Source organism: Chryseobacterium sp. SG20098 (assembly GCF_031844745.1).
Taxonomy (GTDB): Bacteria; Bacteroidota; Bacteroidia; order Flavobacteriales; family Weeksellaceae; genus Chryseobacterium; species Chryseobacterium cucumeris.
Genome location: NZ_CP134622.1, coordinates 134,694 through 153,164 on the forward strand (window position 1 = coordinate 134,694; position 18,471 = coordinate 153,164).

Genomic DNA, 18,471 nt, shown 5'->3' on the forward strand with positions numbered 1-18,471 from the left:
CGGGATATGATGGATAAAGGACATTAAAAAAGTTTTAATTTCCTGCCAATCTAAATTCCGTAACACAATAACCAGAATCCCGCACCCCGAATCTCGAATCCCGAACCCCGGAATTCACCCCACAACAGTTACCATCGAAATTCAACATATCAGATATTGACAAGTATCATTAAAATAACTTTAAAAAGAAATTAAAAATTCCGAAATTAGCGGTCTAATTCAAATTAAATCTTTTCGAACAAAGCAAATTATGGAGCAAAACATTTTAGATTGTGTGATCGTTGGATCTGGGCCTTCTGGTTTCACAGCTGCTATCTACGCAGCAAGAGCAGACTTAAAACCTGAATTGTATACAGGTTTGGAGCCGGGCGGACAATTAACAACCACTACTGAAGTGGATAACTTCCCAGGGTATCCAGCCGGGATTACAGGTCCTGAAATGATGATGGATCTGCAAAAACAGGCAGAAAGATTTGATACCAAAGTTCATTACGAAATGATCACCAAAGCTGAATTCTCTAAGGAAGCAGGCGGTGTTCACAAATTATATGCAGGAAAGAAGGAGATCCTTGCCAAAACAGTTATTATCTCTACAGGAGCTACTGCAAAATATTTAGGTCTTGAAGATGAGAAAAAATATGCAGGAGGCGGTGTATCAGCTTGTGCTACGTGTGATGGTTTCTTCTACAGAGGAAAAGATGTAGTAGTAGTAGGAGCGGGAGATACAGCTGCTGAAGAGGCTACATACCTTGCAAAGCTTTGTAAAAAAGTAACACTGTTGGTGAGAAAAGATGTTTTCAGAGCTTCAAAAGCAATGGTTCACAGAGTGGAAAATACGCCGAATATCGAAGTGAAATTCCACCATGAATTAATTGGAATTGAAGGAGAAAACAGCCTTGTAGAAAGAGCGGTAATCATCAACAATCAGACTCAGGAGAAATCTACAGTAGATGTTGAAGGAATCTTTATTGCCATTGGTCACAAACCGAATACAGATATCTTTGTGGGTCAGGTAGATCTTGATGAAAACGGATATATCGTGACTGAAAAAGGGTCTTCAAGAACCAATCTTCCGGGTGTATTTGCGGCCGGAGATGTTCAGGATCATATCTACAGACAGGCTATTACAGCTGCGGGAAGCGGATGTATGGCGGCAATGGATGCAGAGAAATACCTTGCTGAATTACACTAATACTATTCAGTTTATACATACAAAGCGTGCCCTATGGGTGCGCTTTTTTGTTCCTATATACCTGAGCTTTGTTGGGTAATCGCAATGTCGCAAAGGTTTTTTTCACTTTATGTATGATTTTAAGGTGTAAGAACATTTCGACTTCGCTCAATATGAGATTTTCAGTAAAGAATATACGTTATCAATTTTATCGGAGATAAAATCTTTGCACCTTATAACAGTCTTTTTTTAATATTACTTGCGCCTTTGCGCTTACAACATTCAACATCTCTCCATACCCAATATTCGATAAGAAATTAGATAAATAGCTTTATTTTCCAGAAATATTTCCAAAATCCTCATGACCATCTATGTAACAACTGAAGACGTACACATTCCCCTCCTTTGGAGGGGTGGCAAAAATTCTTTGAATTTTTGACGGGGTGGTTAAAACTATACAATTGAGTAAAAGTGATAGATAAGTTATTATGATCATCTTGTTTTGCGTAAAGTAAAATCCCTAAATTAGCCCATAATCAAAAACAAAATGGAAACAAAAATCATAAAAGTTACACACGTTACCGGAACTTACATCATTGAAGTTCCCAATGGAGCCCTTAATGACATGAAAACCCAGCTGGACAAATGCCTTAATGATGAACAGGGCGCGATTGTAGTAAAAGGAGAGGATGGAGATCAGTTTGTATATCCGTCTGATTTTTTAAAAAACAGTTTTATTTCCATTGTTGATAGGGAATAGGTAGCTTTAACAGGTATAAAATAAAAACGACTTCCAATGGAAGCCGTTTTTGTTCTTTATGTGGTGGTGATTATCCCTTTTTCAGTTTTTCATTTTCTTCTTTTAAAGCTTTAATCTGCTCTTTCAGAAGATTAATGTATTCCTGTTGATTTTCTAATAAGTAATTGGGAACGTTACAATTATAGATGCCAGACTGATGAAATGAACTAGTATCATTAAATGTTATGTTTTCATTTTTCTGTACAACATTCGGTTCTTTCTCTTCTTTAATATCTTCTACAGAAACCTCCAAAGCTTTAGCCAGTTTCTCCCATTCGTCATCAAATATTCTTACGTCTCCATTTTCTTTTCTGCTGTAGTTGGAGACATCGGTAGCAAGAAGATCAGCAATCTGCTGCTGAGTATAGCCTTTCTGCTTTCTTAAAGTTCTTAGTTTTTCCATTGTCATAGGATACCTGTGTTTTTACAAATGTAGTGAAAAAAAAATATTTGTTATGATATATTCAATTTTACACATTGCTTAAGTTAGACTTATTGAAGATTAACTAAAATATGAGTTAAGGAAATTTTACGTTCTGATTTATAATAATATGTTTTGAAAATTTTTAATTCTGTATAGTTTGTAAACTCACTAGTGATATCCTGCACATCAGTAAATTTAATGCTTTCGTGAGTGAATGTCTGTAAAAATTCATAATAACTATTTGACAAGTTAGAAAAGTTAGCAGTTTTACAATAACAACCTAAGAACTTCTCCGCTACACCTAGCGCATCATATTTATTTATAATTTTTTCTATATGACTTATAATAGTTGTTTTATTTAGATACTGTAGATTTATTCCTTCGTAAAAGGTTAGGAATTTACCAGTTGTTTCTTCAAAGATTATATCTGGTTCTCCTATACTGTGGCCAGAAGATGATATTCCCCATCTCGATTGATCTTTACTAATTATTCCTGATTGAGAAAGTGCATCACTTATATATGAGTTACGGGAATCTTCCGAAGTTTCGATAGATCTGCTTAGTCCTTGCAAACGAGAAAGAGCAGATAAAATATTATAAATAATACTTTTATTCGGATTGGAATTTCTATATAAAAAAAGGAGGTCACTAATATTTACCGATATTGCTGATTTAAGACAATCAATTGAATTTTTACTTTTATCTATAAAAATTTTTAAAGTAGAGTTACGAAAATAATGAGGCTCTTGGTCTATGCTGCAAACGTCACAATTGCAAGGTATTTCTTCATAAAAATCTTTACTTTCGATCATATTAAAGATACTAAATATTTGAATCAATTCATTTTTAATTAATCCATATAGATCTCTTTTATTTTGGCCAGTAATGTAAATGTCAAGTTTTTTATCTAATTTATCCGATATAATTAAAGCTATAGAGGAGTCATATTTAAATATCACTCCATTTTTCCAATAATTTTCAGAATTTAACAGATAGAATAATTTGCAAATTAAACGACTTAAAATACCTGTAGGCATAAAATTGAATGTGAACCTAAACTTAAATATATCTTTGCTCTCTTTTATTTTTTCGACTATTTTTATATTAGGAATTTCATTACTTAAGAGTTCTGGTATGATGTAAATACTTGGTGAACCTACTGCCTTGAAGCAGATTTCAAACTTCTCCATTAATTCAAGAAGTTGTATATGAGTTTCAACGGGATATTTTTCTAAATTCAAATATTTTTCCATATCATCATATTCAAATACTCCATTTTTTTTCTGAATAGGTATAGTATCAATTAAAGAATAGACAGCTTTAGTTGCCCATTGCGGGTTTATTATAAGTATATTTTTTAAAAGAGGAGAGTTCTTAAAATGAATAATGTCACCAACGTCATGCAGGTAATCACTTATATGTTCTAAATGTCTATTATTAAAGTCTGTAATATAATTGCTACATAAATTTTTGAATTCTGAAATATTAATATAATCTTTCTCAATTTTATTAAGTTTATCTCTAATCTGAATCCAACTTTTCGGTAGCTCATCACCCAGATGTGGAAGGTTAGCAATACAATTTGAAATTTGAAACTTCAAATTTCTTATGCCAGACTTTTTAATACATGAGACCTCAAGAAATGCTGCTATATTAGGGAAAGTACTATTATAGCCTTTTTTGTCAATTGGATAATGTCTTACCTCTGACTTATTCATAACGACAATAACAGGACTGTTTTGTCCTAATAATTTTATAATATTTAGCCAATATTCAAATTCTTCTTCAACACCATCTTTTCTTGGTTCCCAAACGAAAATATATATGGATCTTTTAGTAAGAAAAAACTGATGAGTAGAATGATATATTTCTTGTCCTCCAAAATCCCATAAATTTGTTTTTATTTCTTTCTTTATTTTGTATTGTTTTCCAAGATCTGTAGTGGTAATAAAACCTACTTTTTCATCTTCATCCATTTCTAAAAAAGTTTCGTAAAAGCGAGCTAAATAATTATCTCCAAAATGATAATCATAGTCAATCTCATATTCATTAACTTCTTCGTATGTAAAGGTTTGATATAAATCTTGTAATTCAAAATAATGGTTATAATGTGGTGGTCTAGCTGGGAAAAAAACATCAATATCTATATGATCAATATTAATTCCATGAGTTGTTTCTTCAGCACCTGGGGTTATTGTTACAGAATTGTCTTTAAGTACCTTTATTAAGGTTGTTTTTCCAACTTCACCGCGACCAACAAAAATTAACTTTGTTTCATAGTGTCTTTGTGTTTCTTTATATTTAGTTAAATTTAAATATTCTAGAATATACCATATATCATAACTTCGTAAGGACTGTGGTATTGCATTTAAAAAAGGATTATTTTTAAAAATAATTTCATCACAATTCATAAGGACTTCTAAACTATCAGGAATTTCATAAAGTAAATTATTGGAAATATCTAATTTCTTTAAGAGATAGTGAATACCATTCGTGAAATTAATTGTAGAGATATAATTATTTGAAAGATTAAGTATTTTTAGATTTAAAAGACTTGAGATTGATTTTGGCATTTCCGATAAAAAGTTATAGCTTAAATCAATTTCAATTAGATGATTTAAATCTGAAATATCATCTGGAAGTTCTTCCAAATTTAAAGAACTTAAATCTAAAAAAAAAGATTTATTGAGACGTGCATCAGCTATTCTTTCTAATGCAATTAGTCTATTTTTTTCACTTTTCATGAGTAGTTTTTATTTCATTATCCAAAACTGATAAGTATGTAAAAATATAAATTTAAAAGTATTCTTTTTTCCTTAAACTTTAATTATTGTTTATTTATAAGTATTAGCAATCTTTAATAAAAAATAATTCCCCTGATTCCTAGTCTATTATTAAGTTTTGTTAAAATTTGTGGGGGAAAAGTTTTGCAGAAATTAAAAATCGTTCTATATTTGCACCACTGAAAACAACGGTATAGCCGGAGTTTAGGGAGAGTTGGCAGAGTGGTCGATTGCGGCAGTCTTGAAAACTGTTGACTGTAACAGGTCCGGGGGTTCGAATCCCTCACTCTCCGCTTAGGGAGACGTTTAAAAATAAACGTCTCCTTTTTTTATATCCTAAATGGCTTGATTTCCGGTCGGCAAAGGGAGAGACTTCTTATTCATATTGGTAGTTAAACTACATTCAAAAAGCTGGTACAACTTTTAAAAAGGGTTTTCACATTCTTGATAAAACCAAAGTTCTTTCTTTGCTATTTGATTTATCTAAATTGGATATTCTAAAAATAAATTCTAAAACTGAATTTATGTATAAATATTTCAATTTTAAATGAAATAATTTACGATGCTCAAGTTGGCTTAAATACCTTATTAACAAGTGTTTAACATAATAAGATATTTCTATTTTCATTGACTTAAATCCATATATTTGATTTGTAATTTTAAAAATTATCACAATCATGAAAAAACTATTATTTATTGCTATGATTGGTATAGCAGGTTTTGTAAGTGCAAAAGGAAACGTGGAGAAAGTAAATTCTAAAACAAAAGAAGTTAGGGTTGCTAAAAGCACTAAAAAATCTAAGAAAAAACTTCAAATGCAATGTGGAACATTTCAGGCAAGCTGTACATCTGCTTATACTTGTCAGGATTGGAGTGCTGATCAATGGATAGAGTGGGCAGAAAAAATTCAGGATAATTATTGTCAACTATAATTTATCAGTCACAAGTTAGTCATTTCTTTGAGCTCAATAGGAAAGAAGTGTTGACTATTAATCAAAATAATCGTTCAAATAATAAACCTTGTTTGAACGGTTATTATTTTCACAAAAAACAGCAATGAATTTCACAAAGAAACAAACCTTAACAATTTTATTTTTATTTTTTTTCTCTTTTTTGTTTTCTCAAACAGCTACTGGTGATTCATTAAGAGGAGAATTTACCTATTTACTTCAATATAAACCTAATACTCTAAATCAAGATAACGTTTACAAAGAACTTTTTACCATGCAAATAAGTGATAAACGTGCTTTTTTTATTAGTGAAAACAGGTTGAAATTTGACTCTCTTTTCATGGAGCAGTATAATAAAAATAGGAGTAATTTTAATATTGATATGAGAGGGTTGCCTTCATCAAAATTTAAGTTTTTAATTATCCAAACAACTGATAATTCTGAATTTTATGAGTCAGTTGGAACTGCTCTTCTATCTTATAATACCCCTGTAATTCGTGACTGGAAATTGATTGATGAAACCAAAGTAATTAATTCTTTTCATTGTAAAAAAGCAGAGGTTCATTATAAAGGAAGAGATTGGACAGCTTGGTATTCAATGGAAATTCCTTTTCCTTATGGACCATACAAATTTAGTGGTCTTCCAGGCTTAATTGTTAAAATAACAGATAAGACAGGGGATTATGATTTTGAACTTGTAAAATCGGTATCAAGTGCTAAGTTGAAGGGAAGAATAATAACAATAAATAAAAGACATTATCAAAATGCTAAGTTAGTCACAAAAAAAGAGTTAATTCAAGCAACAACAAATTACAGAGACAATATTAAATATGAATTAGAAAAAATGGGAACTGTATTTTCAGAGGGGCAAAGCAGACAAAAAATAAGTGAAACAGAGAAAAAAGGTTATAACCCTATTGAATTAGAGTAATGAAAATTTATTTTCTTAACACTTTTTTTAACCAGGAAAGCATTGTACATAAATTCAAGTATATTTTAAGCATTTAAAAGCTGCTAAAAAAGTGTCTGGAACTTAATTGTTGAGGGAATTACTTTGTCTAACAAGTCGTAGAAGGTTGATGTCTGTTTCTGAATTAATAAAGAGTTTTTATCAGTAATTTACACTTTTCATGTAAGACAACCATCAATTCATTTTTTCTTCTAATTCCCGCTTCAAAGTAGAAATCCGTTCATCTTTATCATGATGATGCCAGCCCGGAGCATTGAATATATACCCCAGCTTCGCTTTCCATGAAGGTGCATTCCGGACATCCTTTATCATATTTCCAAACTCATCAAAGACGATATGAAAAACATTATAAGTATGAATATTATGATAGATTCCGTAATCCGTCGTTTTCTTTTCTTCCGTTTTGTACGTGCCGAAAAGATGATCCCAAATCATCAAAATGCCTCCATAGTTATTATCTAAATCCTCAATTTTTCGGGAATGATGTACCCGATGATTGGAAGGAGAATTGAATACCTTATCGAACCACCCTAATTTTCCAATAGCATTGGTATGCGGCCAAAATTGAAAAATCAGGTTAAACTGATGCATCATAGCCATCATAATAGGATGAAAACCAATAATGATAAAAGGGATATACCAAATGTCCCGATATATAATTTCAAACCATCCCTGACGCAATGCAATAGCAAGACTCAAATGAGTAGCCGAATGATGATTGACATGACCTGTCCAGAATAATCTGATTTTATGACTTAACCGATGATGCCAGTAAAAGCCAAAATCCTGAACAATCATAACCAATAACCAAAGCCACCAGTGATCTGCATGCCATTGTAAAGTGAGGAATTTATTGAAATCTTTGATCCCGAAAATATCAGTAAGTCTAAAATGATTGTAAATCCAAAAAAAGTAGGATATTGAAATAGCTTTCATCCCAAAGTCTAACATTACTGCCCCTATCCCCAATCCGATACTCGATACATTATCTTTGATGAGTTTTTTGGTGAATACTTTTTGAGGAATCTGATACAAAAATATTTCCCCTACTATCAACAAGATAAACACAGGAATAAAATAAGTAACAGGATCAGTAAAATCCAATGGACAGAATAGAGCAATATTATGAAAAAACCGGTTATCTTTTCTTTTCATAAGTCTTGATTTTATCGGATAATTCTGTTCTTTTTTTCAAGACCAACCACTCCCAGCACCAACATCAATTGGGCTAAAACATAAGTAATCATCACAACAAGTTCTTTCCCAATACTGCGCTGTACAAACATATTAATGGCCAATACGGAATCTGATATTACAAACAAAACAGCTCCCAGGATTAATAATAAAGAATAAGTTCTGATACTAAAATACAGCATCGTAGCAATGGTAATTCCGTAAATCACCACGGGTATCTTCATTTCGTTTAAATAAGGAAATATGTAGTAAATAAATGAGCCTAAATAAAGCAAAACAAAGGGAAGCCAACTCCATGCATTTTTCTTTTCAATCTTAAAAAAATAAGCTATGTAACAAATATGAGCCAACAAAAAGCTTCCCAAACCGGGCATAAATCCCCATCCAAATAGCAAAAACACATCACCCAAAAAGCTTAAAATTAATCCAGATAAAAACCATTGGTTGATCCGACATACGTTTTGCTTAGAATAAGTAAAATAAAACCAGATAATAACAGGTAACAACAGTGGCTTGGTAAAAAACCGCCAGGAACTATGATCCATAGCAATAAATACTAAATCAAATGCAAAAACAATGGAAAGAAGGACTAATAACAATTTGATATTGAAAGATTTTATCATGGTATTATTTTATTGCAATTCTTTAATTATCTTTTTACTTGTTACAACATGGATATATCTCAGGTTTGTACCAAGTTATTCTATATGTGATACTTAGCTAAGATTGTTAAATTACAAATAAAATGAAGATAAAATACCTTTGATATATAAAAATACAATGCATCACACTTTAGTTTATTTTATATTTTAGAAATCGACTATTATTAGAAGTATTATTTAAGTTTATGCAGTTTAATTACATCTTTTCCAAAGTAATTTTCGAATTTTTTGGAAAATTCTTTATCCTTGAACTTTAGGATTGTATGACGACTATCAAAAGCAATGATCTCAAGAAAGGATTCAGAAATTAAAAATTATTGTTAGATTTCCAGTCAGCTATATCTCCGGGTAGCTTGGTCTGGATTTTGTATTCAGGTTTGAAAATAACTAATAACCAGAACATGTAATAAGTTAGAGTTTATTATTATGAATTTGTTATGATAATCAATGAAAATTTTTTACTGGAGTTCGATGTAGAATATGGTAGCTTTTTTTCTAAAGAAGCCATATACAATAAAGATGGCGCCCGTCTTTATTTTTTCCAAATTAAAAACAGTAGAGTTGGATTAATGGTTTTCCAGAAGGGTGATATTGGGTTCAATAGCCTTGCAATAGGAAAGCTGAAGAAATCCAACGTCACATTCAATAATAAGACAACAGATCATAACTCATATTAAAAAACGAAATTATCTCAATCTAAAACGTTATCAATATGCTTTGGACTGTATGTATTTTGTGTATGACTATCTTAGGACTGATGTTTGTGTTGAAAAAATTTAATCAGCCTTATCTTATTGCTTATATTATTGCCGGGGTGTTATTAGGTCCTTATGTACTAAAGCTATTTAACAAACCGGAAGAAATAGAAACGATTGGCGAAATAGGAATATTACTGCTGATGTTTTTTATCGGAGTGGAAATTAATATTCCCAATAAAAAGAGCCTTATCATTAAGCCCTTATTGGCTCAGGGGATGAAAATACTCTTAAGTTTTATATTTGCGTATTTTGTGGGTGAGTTACTCCATCTGAATCTTGAAAGTGTGCTCCTCATCGCCATTCTGTTTATGTTCAATAGTACTGCAGTTGTAGTTGAGTTTCTGAAGAAGCATGGAACCCTGCATACTGCCTTTGGAATTATTATCCTCAATATTTTGTTACTACAGGATCTTCTTCTGGCTCCGGTGCTCACGGTGTTGAAATTCTGGAATAGCAAAGATTTCAGTATATGGAATATGATGCTTCCCATTGCCATATGTCTCGGCATTTTTTTTATATTCCGGAAAATCAGACATCTGAAGGAAATCAAATTGTCAAGTACATTCCTTGAAAATGACCATGAGCTTCAGGTATTTTCCGGCTTACTGATCTGTCTCGGCTTTGGTCTTATAGCAGAAACGGTCGGAATGAGTGCGGCACTGGGAAGTTTTATTGCGGGGGTCTTAGTCGGAAAAATTCAGGCATTTCGATGGCTGGAACATTCTCTTCTTCCATTTAAGGTTTTCTTTGTGGCACTGTTTTTTGTATCCATTGGTTTACGGCTGGACATCAATTATCTGTTATCCAATTATAAGCTTATCACGATAGGAACTTTAATTGTACTGATAAGCAACAGTATTATGTCGGCTCTCTTTTTCAGAATGCTGAATTTTAAATGGCAGGATAGTTTTTATGGAGGTGCTTTACTTTCTCAAACAGGTGAATTTGGAATACTGGCTATTTCGATTGCTTACAAAACCGGTATGGTAGAGTACGATCTCTATAAAGCCGGGCTGGGTATTACCTGCTTATCCCTTTTATTGTCCACAATATGGATAAGTTGCGGTACATTTTTCAGGTTTCGTAAAAAAAATTGTATTTAGAATAAAGAATAAAAAAACATACGGATGGCGAATGTTCTCAGTACCATGATTTTGTGTCAGTGGTGCTGAAAAAATGACAGAAAACCGGAAAAAATTTCACACTTAATCAAATGGTATTTTTTTTGTAATTTTTGATGTACAGCTGGCCAGCTGACGTGTTTTTAATGATTGTTAAACTTAATTAAAATGATTACAATGAATAATCTAAGAAGAAACGGAAACAGCAACCTGGGCTTTTCAAATGTCTTTGACGATTTTTTTGGTCGTGAACTTTTTAACTGGGGCAATAACAATTACTCATCTACCAGTACAACCGTACCATCGGTAAATATAAAGGAGAATGGAGATGCTTACGAAGTTCAGGTCGCAGCACCAGGTATGAATAAAAATGATTTTCAGATCAGGCTGGATGGTAACCTGCTTACCATTTCATCAACGAAGGAAGATCGTAAAGAGTCAAAAGATGACAATTTCACACGAAGAGAGTTCAGTTACCAATCCTTCCAGAGAAGTTTTGAGCTTCCAAAAGATGTGGTGGATCAGGATAATATTAATGCAAAATATGAAAATGGCCTTTTAATGTTAACCATCCCGAAAAAAGAAGATGCGAAGCAGAAACCTCCAAGAATGATTGAAATATCATAGAAAAATTATAAAAAAATTGGCTACTTTTTAGTAGCCAATTTTTTTATAATTTTTAAAAGGGCAGATTAACTTAAATCTTTGAATCGAATGATTCACGGTCTTTAATTGTAGCATATCCTGTGACTGCCAGAAAATCTATTCTATCCAAAAATGCCCTGCAGAATACGTTTGGGCTTTCCCTGCCACAATTACTCTTTCATTTTTATTTTCACAATAGAGCTGGCCGCCTCTTTCAGAGATCTGGCGGGCAAAAAGCTTATCCTTCCCTAATCTTGATGACCAGAAGGGAATCAGTGAACAGTGTGCAGAGCCTGTAACAGGATCTTCAAGAATAGAAGACTGCGGGGTAAAGTATCTTGATACAAAATCACTGTCAGTGCCTGCTGATGTCACGATAACACCGCCCGGGTCCAGGTTGATAAGGTCAAAAACGGATCTTTCAATGTTGATATTTTTTACATCTTCTTCAGAATCGTATACCAGAACATAATCTCTTGCTTTGAAAACTTCCTTAGGCTGTATATTAAGTGATCTGGATATGATTTCCGGAAGAGTAGAGGCTTCGGGCATTCTGGAAGGAAAATCCATATAATAAACTCCATCTTTTACATCTACTGTCAGGTCACCACTTTTTGTTTCAAAAATGATTCTATCATGCTGATAATTGAGGATGGAAACAAGACAATGAGCGGTAGCTAGGGTAGCATGTCCACATAAATCCATCTCTATTTCAGGGGTAAACCATCTCAGATGAACACGATCTCCATTGTCAATAAAGAAAGCGGTTTCTGCTACTGCATTTTCACGGGCTATTTTTAAAAGGATTTCATCGGGTAACCAGGTTTTTAATGGAACAACACATGCCGGATTTCCATGGAAAACAGATTCTGTAAAAGCATCTATCTGATATAATTCTAACTTCATAGGTTGTAAAAATTTTGTAAACTATAAAGATAATCCATTTTCATCAGGAAGTTCTCCGATATTCCTGAAAAAATTATTTCAGATTCTATTTTTATACAAATAAATAATGAGTTTTTATGGTCCTGTTTTGTAATAATTTTTCCACATCCGGGTGGCAATTTTCTTACAGGTGTTTTTCAGGAAAAGCTTTCGGAAAATTTAGTTTTGTACTAAATAAAAACGGGAAACAGTGAAAAAATATAATCATAATTTTCTTCATTCAAGTCTTTCGGGAATACCCATGGCTGAAGTCTTCAATCTTTTGAAAAGACTCTGAATCTGCAATTGTTTTCCTAAGATTTCTTCACTTCATTAATAACTCATAATCAAATAATAATGTTTAAAAACTTTACTACATTATCAGTAGCAGTGGCTTTGCTCTCTTACGGTATTGTGTCTGCTCAAAGTGTCGGAATCAATACAGCTCAACCAGGTTCAACACTGGACGTGAACGGATCATTAGCTGCAAAATACAGCACTGTTACTGCCGCAGCGTATACACTGTCTTCTGCGGATTTTCATATCTCGTATAACGGAACGGGCAATGCTGTTTTTACCTTACCGACAGCAATATCCGGTGCAGGTAATTTCAAAGGCCGTATGTATACGATCAGAAATAATACCGCTTTTACCATTACAATAACTCCTTCAGCTTCAGAAACAATTAATGGTAATGCAAGTGTGGCAATAGGTCCTAACCAGAGCCTTCAGCTGATCAGTACAGGTCTTACGGGAGCTGCTTCTACATGGGATATTTCAGGAAGTGCAAATGTAACGGCAAGCAACGGGCTTACAGCCATAGGGCAGGATGTGAGGCTTGGCGGTACACTTTTACAGAATACAGCGATTGATTATTTAGATAAAGCCTTGTATTTCAGGAGCAATGTAGATGGTGCAGGACTTACATCCATCAGCAACACGAATTCCGGGACTAATGCTTCCGCTCTTCTAAGGCTCACTAATGATGTGGGAAGTTCTATGGATATGTTCCTGAACTCTTCCACGAAAACAATAGAAGGTGGAGCTAATGCAGGAGTCATAAACAATATAGGAGGAGCGCTGACGATCGCGGGAAATAATAATGTTGCCCAGTTGAAACTCAGCCAGGCCAATGGAGGCGATTATCTTTTTAATGGGGACAGAAAGCTTAACTTCAATGGAAACGGTGATATTACAGCTTTTGGGGCTGCCGGTAATTCTGTGAATGCTTTCAATGGTCTTCTTACCTTAAAGGGAAACAGCAATAATCCTGCATTTGCCCAGGTAACGGTTGGTACTACAGGTCTTAGATACTATTATGGTAACAGCGCTAACAGTATGCTTGATATTGATGGTAATGGAGATATCAATATGAACAGACCCGAAGTTAGCGGTATTGGAGGAAATAAAGTGGCGGCCACCAAAGGACACCTTGATTTAAGCGGATACAACACACTGAATGGATCTGTAACCCAGATTTATCTTGGGGCGGAAGGGTTCAAATATAGTTATAACGGAAGCACAAAAGTGACGATTGACGGTAACGGGTTGGTGAGTGCTGCAGGTGGTTTTGTCAATACTTCGGATATGCGTTTAAAAACTCAGGTTAAAGAAATAGGATATGGTCTTAGTACCATTATGGCATTGCAGCCGAAACAATACGAGCTGTCTGCCAATAATCAGATTAAAGAAGGTAAACCGGCTGTGAATCCGGCACAGAAGACTCAGCATAAAATAGGATTTCTGGCACAGGATCTTTATAAACTAATTCCTGAAGCCGTCTTTAAACCAAAAGATGATACCAGAGAGGCCTGGGCTGTTGACTATGCTTCACTTGTTCCTGCCCTTACAAAAGCTATTCAGGATCAGCAGGCTGAAATAGAAGAGCAGAAAACTAAGATCAAAAAGATGGAAACAGAAATGGAAGCCATCAAAAAGAAACTGGGATTGTAATAAACAGGTACAATATTTTGGACTTAAAGTTATTGCATTTCCGATTCTAAGAACACACACAGTAAAAAGAAAATACCTTATCCTTTTGGAAAACTATTTTAATAAAGCATTCCCTCGGCTTTTATTAAAATATTCCGCGATTTAGGGTTTGAAATTCCCAAATTTTTTATTTTCCCATACGTCGCAAAAGCCTGCAGATAGCAGGCTTTTGTATTAATGAATCTAGTTTTACAAATAATCTTATTTCAGGTTTCTTAAAAAAACATCCAGCTTATCGAAAGGAACAATGTCTGTTTTGCAGTAAAGATCTGTGTACAGCGTCAGTACTGATTATTAACTCTTTCGTATTCTCACTAATTTTCCCGGTATAGGATAGATCAAAAGGCCAGTATAATAAGTCCACTTTCTGCCATGTGATTGGCATAGGGATCGGATAATTGCTCATTCACTGTCCCGAAAGGTTCGCTCATGGGAGATTATTTTTGATGGTTGTCATTGTTCTTCATTACTGTAATTCATTATATTAGCTTCTTAAAGTATATAATTTGCACTAAGGATATATAACTCTAAGGTGCAGCGATGTATTTTCACAGAAAAACATTAACCACAAAGAATTTAATCATGAAGCAGACTGTTCTTACAGCATTCTTTCTCTTGTTTGTATTAGGTGCAAAAGCACAAAAACAATCTATCCCCCCTGATACAATTTCTGTTTATTACGATGAGCTGAAGACAGCTTCGAAAAAGAATATCGGACTTTGGAACAAAGATTTATATGGTCCTATGATTTTAATCGATCCGAAAACCAGAGAGTTTTTTGCCAGCGAGCCGGATTCGGAGGGAATACTGAAACGTAATGGTACTCTCTATTCTGGAGTTTTACCTGCCACAGTCAACATTGCAAATACCGCTATCAATTGGGGCGGAAAAAGATGGGCAATGATCATGCTCCCGCTTTCTCAAAATAAAGAAAACAGGATTAATCTTTTGGCTCATGAGTCTTTTCACCGCATTCAGCCTTCATTGGGGTTTAGTCTTAACAATGCAGAAAATAACCATCTGGATCAGAAAGAGGGCAGAATTTACCTTCGTCTCGAATTGGAAGCGCTAAAGCAGGCAGTCCGCTCAAATTCAGAAAAAGAAATAAAGCGGCATCTCACCAATGCATTGATCTTTAGGAAATACAGGAATACACTTTACAAAGGTTCAGAAACTACAGAAAACCTGCTGGAACTGAATGAGGGAATTGCTGAGTTTACAGGGCTCATTGTGAGTGGCAGAAATAAAGATCAGACAAGATCATATTTTTTAAATGGCATAGAAGGTTTTATGAAAAATCCCACATTTGTACGTTCATTTGCTTATTACACCACACCTGTTTATGGGTATCTGCTGTATCATAAAGATCCGGACTGGAACAAAAAAATTGATTCAAAAACAGACCTGACCGGTTATTTCATTAAAGCATTCGATATACGGATTCAGACTGACCTGCAAAAAGCAGTTGAAAAGCTTTCTGACAATTATAATGGTACATCAATTATAAAGCAGGAAACCGATAGAGAAGAACAAACAAAAAAGCGTATTGCCGAATACAAACTGAAATTTATTCAGCAGCCTCACTTTGAAATCAAATTTGAAAAAATGAATGTTTCCTTTGATCCGAGAAATATTATGCCTGTAGAAGATCTAGGGACAGTATATCCCAATATCCGGATTACTGATTTGTGGGGTATTCTTACGGTTGAAACCGGAGCATTGATGAGCCCCAACTGGGATAAAATTTCAATATCAAATCCAGTGAAAACTGAAAATAAAAAAGTATCAGGAGATGGGTGGATTCTCGAACTGACAGACGGCTATACCATAGCTAAAGATGAAAACAATGGAAATTATAAATTGATTAAGAACTGATATCCATAAAAAAACATCACTATTTAGGTGATGCTTCTTATTTTGTAATGAAATTAATGATACCATTTCTTTTTCAAGAATAAACTGGCTTTTACCAAGAGTATTAACACAGGAACCTCTACCAATGGACCAATCACCCCTACAAATGCCTGCGGCGAATGAATGCCAAAGACCGAGATGGCCACAGCAATAGCCAGTTCAAAATTATTTCCGGTGGCGGTAAAGGCTATAGATGCATTTTTATCATAAGGGATTTTTAATGTTTTATTGATGATAAAACTTACAAAAAACATCAGGACAAAATAGATCACCAATGGGATTGCTACCTTAATGACATCCATTGGTAACTCCAGTATTTTAGACCCTTTTAAGCTAAACATCAGTACGATGGTAAATAATAAAGCATACAATGTTACAGGAGATACTTTAGGAACAAATTTCCTGTTGTACCAGTCTGCACCTTTTGATTGAATCAGAAAGTATCGGGTGAGAAAACCTGCCAGAAAAGGAATTCCCAGGTAGATGAGCACACTTTCTGTAATGTCTTTCATAGAAACATTCACATTAAAACTTGCCAGACCAAGTTGAGTAGGAAGTACATTGATAAACAGCCAAACCAGAAAACTGTAAGTGAACACCTGAAAGATGCTGTTTAAAGCCACCAATAATGCTGCATATTCTCTGTTGCCTTTGGCAAGATCATTCCAGACAATAACCATAGCGATACATCTGGCCAGCCCAATGAGTATTAAGCCTGACATATAATCCGGTTCATGCCTTAAAAAAAGGATCGCAAGACCAAACATCAAAACCGGGCCAATAATCCAGTTTAGCAATAAAGAAATGCTGATTACTTTTTTATCTTTAAAAACCAATGGCAGAAGAGTATAGTCAACCTTGGCCAATGGCGGATACATCATCAAAATGAGTCCGATGGCCAGAGGAATATTGGTAGTTCCTACAGACTGAGAATTGATGAAACCAGGAATAGCAGGGAAAAAATGTCCCAAAGCAATCCCTATCCCCATAGCCATAAAGATCCATAAGGTAAGATAACGGTCAAGAAATTTTAATCTGGGCTGCATGATTATCTTTTTATTTTAGAAAAAACATAAAACATTTCTGCTGCAATTTGTAAGCTTCTTTCAGCGTATACAGCTGTTTGTTCCGGGGTGTGATCTGAAACCTTAGGATCTTCAAACGTGATCGGAATTCTCTTTTCCGCACCGGGAATAAAAGGACATCCGCCGTCTGCCTGCGAGCAGGTCATAATCGCTGCAAAACCGGATACAGGATTGAACGGGCTATCATATTTTTTAGAAAAGCCAATGATCGGAAGGCTGTTATCATCATATTTTACAGCATATACAGGATTGGTAGTATCGGCAATGCTGAAAACTGAAAAACCTTGTTCTGCTAAAACTTCTGCGATCTTAGGAAACAATGCCGTTGTTTCTGTTCCTCCGGAATAGCAACTGACTTCCGGAATTGTAAAGAAAGAAGCCGCTGCCTGTGCCCATATCTGTGCCAGATGGCTTCGTCTTGAATTGTGAGTGCAGATAAAATTCAAGTTGATTTCCTGTTTATCATCCACTTTTTGCTGGATAAAGCTGATCAATGGTTCAAGAACCTCTTTTCTATCGCTATCTGTATTTTCCCATTTCAGAGATTGAATCGTGTTTAATAATTCCTTATACATAAGATTTTAATAAAATTAATTAGCAGCATCCTGATCCCGGAGTACAGGCTGATGTTGGGTTTACAGATAGTTCAGACAGGTTTTTCTTTTGTTTTTCGGAAGGAATTCCGCAGGCTTCCTGAGCAAGACAGGCTGTTGTTTTGTTTTTCAGGATGAAGTTTTTCCCGTTAAATTCAAGGTCATATTTTCCAATGGTTTCTCCCTGATATTCAACTTCAATTTCGCTATCTTCTATCCCGAGTCTTTCTTCAGAAAGCTGAATGATATGAAGCAGTTTTCCAGGTTTTAAACGATGCTCATAATCATCGGCATCCCAGAGCTGGAAGTTGACCACTTTTTCATTTCTGATTACGCCGCCGCAATCGATGAAGTTTTTAATAATCTGTCCGACTTCCGTTACATGGAAATGTTCAGGAACAAAATGTCCGTTTTCCAATTGAAATTCTACATTTTCCAGGGTAGAAAGAATTTCTTTAATTTCTGATAGTCTCATAGTAGATTAAA

Annotated in this window: 16 protein-coding genes and 1 tRNA gene; 9 read left to right on the forward strand and 8 right to left on the reverse strand. The window is 34.3% G+C overall.

Features of this window, described 5'->3' with window-relative positions; all coding sequences use genetic code 11:
* The first annotated feature begins 250 nt into the window (after positions 1-250).
* Positions 251-1,192, forward strand: a complete 942-nt coding sequence (gene trxB, locus RHP76_RS00605; protein ID WP_311229229.1) for a thioredoxin-disulfide reductase — start codon at positions 251-253, stop codon at positions 1,190-1,192.
* A gap of 526 nt (positions 1,193-1,718) precedes the next feature.
* Positions 1,719-1,931, forward strand: coding sequence for a hypothetical protein (locus RHP76_RS00610; protein ID WP_062670628.1), 213 nt, complete (start codon positions 1,719-1,721; stop codon positions 1,929-1,931).
* A gap of 70 nt (positions 1,932-2,001) precedes the next feature.
* Here the strand turns inward: RHP76_RS00610 and RHP76_RS00615 are convergent, their stop codons facing one another.
* Both RHP76_RS00615 and RHP76_RS00620 read right to left on the reverse strand, forming a co-directional pair.
* The gene (locus RHP76_RS00615; protein WP_306596099.1) at positions 2,002-2,373 is read right to left on the reverse strand and encodes a helix-turn-helix domain-containing protein; all 372 of its coding nucleotides are present in this window, start codon (positions 2,371-2,373) and stop codon (positions 2,002-2,004) included.
* Between the two features lie 89 nt (positions 2,374-2,462).
* Positions 2,463-5,138 (reverse strand): COR domain-containing protein, encoded by a 2,676-nt coding sequence (locus RHP76_RS00620; protein WP_311229230.1) that lies wholly within the window; start codon positions 5,136-5,138, stop codon positions 2,463-2,465.
* A gap of 247 nt (positions 5,139-5,385) precedes the next feature.
* Between RHP76_RS00620 and RHP76_RS00625 the strand changes: the two genes are divergently transcribed.
* The 3 genes from RHP76_RS00625 to RHP76_RS00635 all read left to right on the forward strand — a co-directional run bounded on the left by RHP76_RS00625 (position 5,386) and on the right by RHP76_RS00635 (position 7,058).
* Positions 5,386-5,470: transfer RNA gene (locus tag RHP76_RS00625), tRNA-Ser, on the forward strand.
* 384 nt (positions 5,471-5,854) lie between these two features.
* Positions 5,855-6,109 carry a hypothetical protein gene (locus RHP76_RS00630; protein WP_062670571.1) on the forward strand — a complete coding sequence of 85 codons (255 nt, stop codon included), beginning with the start codon at positions 5,855-5,857 and terminating at the stop codon, positions 6,107-6,109.
* A gap of 124 nt (positions 6,110-6,233) precedes the next feature.
* A complete protein-coding gene (locus RHP76_RS00635) occupies positions 6,234-7,058 on the forward strand; it encodes a GLPGLI family protein (RefSeq protein WP_120230736.1) in 825 nt (274 codons plus the stop codon).
* 213 nt (positions 7,059-7,271) lie between these two features.
* Here RHP76_RS00635 and RHP76_RS00640 read toward each other — a convergent pair whose 3' ends face one another.
* Complete coding sequence (locus tag RHP76_RS00640; protein WP_311229231.1) at positions 7,272-8,252, reverse strand: sterol desaturase family protein; 981 nt, start codon at positions 8,250-8,252, stop codon at positions 7,272-7,274.
* Between the two features lie 11 nt (positions 8,253-8,263).
* Entirely contained in the window at positions 8,264-8,914 is a 651-nt protein-coding gene (locus RHP76_RS00645; protein WP_311229232.1) for a lysoplasmalogenase, read from the reverse strand.
* A gap of 751 nt (positions 8,915-9,665) precedes the next feature.
* Here RHP76_RS00645 and RHP76_RS00650 point away from each other — a divergent pair.
* On the forward strand, positions 9,666-10,814 hold the full coding sequence (locus RHP76_RS00650) for a cation:proton antiporter domain-containing protein (RefSeq protein ID WP_311229233.1): 1,149 nt from the start codon (positions 9,666-9,668) through the stop codon (positions 10,812-10,814).
* 195 nt (positions 10,815-11,009) lie between these two features.
* On the forward strand, positions 11,010-11,459 hold the full coding sequence (locus RHP76_RS00655; RefSeq protein ID WP_311229234.1) for an Hsp20/alpha crystallin family protein: 450 nt from the start codon (positions 11,010-11,012) through the stop codon (positions 11,457-11,459).
* Positions 11,460-11,594: 135 nt separating this feature from the next.
* Here the strand turns inward: RHP76_RS00655 and RHP76_RS00660 are convergent, their stop codons facing one another.
* A complete protein-coding gene (locus RHP76_RS00660; protein ID WP_120230741.1) occupies positions 11,595-12,383 on the reverse strand; it encodes a PhzF family protein in 789 nt (262 codons plus the stop codon).
* A 375-nt stretch (positions 12,384-12,758) separates the two neighbouring features.
* Here RHP76_RS00660 and RHP76_RS00665 point away from each other — a divergent pair, with 375 nt between their 5' ends.
* Entirely contained in the window at positions 12,759-14,354 is a 1,596-nt protein-coding gene (locus RHP76_RS00665) for a tail fiber domain-containing protein (RefSeq protein WP_311229235.1), read from the forward strand.
* Between the two features lie 621 nt (positions 14,355-14,975).
* The gene (locus RHP76_RS00670; RefSeq protein ID WP_311229236.1) at positions 14,976-16,268 is read left to right on the forward strand and encodes a hypothetical protein; all 1,293 of its coding nucleotides are present in this window, start codon (positions 14,976-14,978) and stop codon (positions 16,266-16,268) included.
* Positions 16,269-16,321: 53 nt separating this feature from the next.
* On the opposite strand, the gene arsB is transcribed toward RHP76_RS00670, so the two are convergent.
* From arsB to RHP76_RS00685, 3 genes are read right to left on the reverse strand one after another with little or no spacing between them, the layout of a single operon-like run.
* On the reverse strand, positions 16,322-17,353 hold the full coding sequence (arsB, locus tag RHP76_RS00675) for an ACR3 family arsenite efflux transporter (RefSeq protein WP_311229237.1): 1,032 nt from the start codon (positions 17,351-17,353) through the stop codon (positions 16,322-16,324).
* Between the two features lie 2 nt (positions 17,354-17,355).
* On the reverse strand, positions 17,356-17,967 hold the full coding sequence (locus tag RHP76_RS00680) for an arsenate-mycothiol transferase ArsC (RefSeq protein WP_288442481.1): 612 nt from the start codon (positions 17,965-17,967) through the stop codon (positions 17,356-17,358).
* A 19-nt stretch (positions 17,968-17,986) separates the two neighbouring features.
* A complete protein-coding gene (locus RHP76_RS00685; protein WP_120230745.1) occupies positions 17,987-18,460 on the reverse strand; it encodes a DUF6428 family protein in 474 nt (157 codons plus the stop codon).
* Positions 18,461-18,471: the final 11 nt, after the last annotated feature.

Excerpts from the sequence above, each read along its gene's own strand:
- arsB (WP_311229237.1), bottom strand. The coding sequence starts at position 17,353 with ATGCAGCCCAGATTAAAATTTCTTGACCGTTATCTTACCTTATGGATC.
- RHP76_RS00665 (WP_311229235.1), top strand. The coding sequence starts at position 12,759 with ATGTTTAAAAACTTTACTACATTATCAGTAGCAGTGGCTTTGCTCTCT.
- RHP76_RS00670 (WP_311229236.1), top strand. The coding sequence starts at position 14,976 with ATGAAGCAGACTGTTCTTACAGCATTCTTTCTCTTGTTTGTATTAGGT.
- RHP76_RS00645 (WP_311229232.1), bottom strand. The coding sequence starts at position 8,914 with ATGATAAAATCTTTCAATATCAAATTGTTATTAGTCCTTCTTTCCATT.
- RHP76_RS00685 (WP_120230745.1), bottom strand. The coding sequence starts at position 18,460 with ATGAGACTATCAGAAATTAAAGAAATTCTTTCTACCCTGGAAAATGTA.
- RHP76_RS00660 (WP_120230741.1), bottom strand. The coding sequence starts at position 12,383 with ATGAAGTTAGAATTATATCAGATAGATGCTTTTACAGAATCTGTTTTC.
- RHP76_RS00640 (WP_311229231.1), bottom strand. The coding sequence starts at position 8,252 with ATGAAAAGAAAAGATAACCGGTTTTTTCATAATATTGCTCTATTCTGT.
- RHP76_RS00610 (WP_062670628.1), top strand. The coding sequence starts at position 1,719 with ATGGAAACAAAAATCATAAAAGTTACACACGTTACCGGAACTTACATC.
- RHP76_RS00630 (WP_062670571.1), top strand. The coding sequence starts at position 5,855 with ATGAAAAAACTATTATTTATTGCTATGATTGGTATAGCAGGTTTTGTA.
- RHP76_RS00620 (WP_311229230.1), bottom strand. The coding sequence starts at position 5,138 with ATGAAAAGTGAAAAAAATAGACTAATTGCATTAGAAAGAATAGCTGAT.
- RHP76_RS00655 (WP_311229234.1), top strand. The coding sequence starts at position 11,010 with ATGAATAATCTAAGAAGAAACGGAAACAGCAACCTGGGCTTTTCAAAT.
- trxB (WP_311229229.1), top strand. The coding sequence starts at position 251 with ATGGAGCAAAACATTTTAGATTGTGTGATCGTTGGATCTGGGCCTTCT.
- RHP76_RS00615 (WP_306596099.1), bottom strand. The coding sequence starts at position 2,373 with ATGGAAAAACTAAGAACTTTAAGAAAGCAGAAAGGCTATACTCAGCAG.
- RHP76_RS00680 (WP_288442481.1), bottom strand. The coding sequence starts at position 17,967 with ATGTATAAGGAATTATTAAACACGATTCAATCTCTGAAATGGGAAAAT.
- RHP76_RS00635 (WP_120230736.1), top strand. The coding sequence starts at position 6,234 with ATGAATTTCACAAAGAAACAAACCTTAACAATTTTATTTTTATTTTTT.
- RHP76_RS00650 (WP_311229233.1), top strand. The coding sequence starts at position 9,666 with ATGCTTTGGACTGTATGTATTTTGTGTATGACTATCTTAGGACTGATG.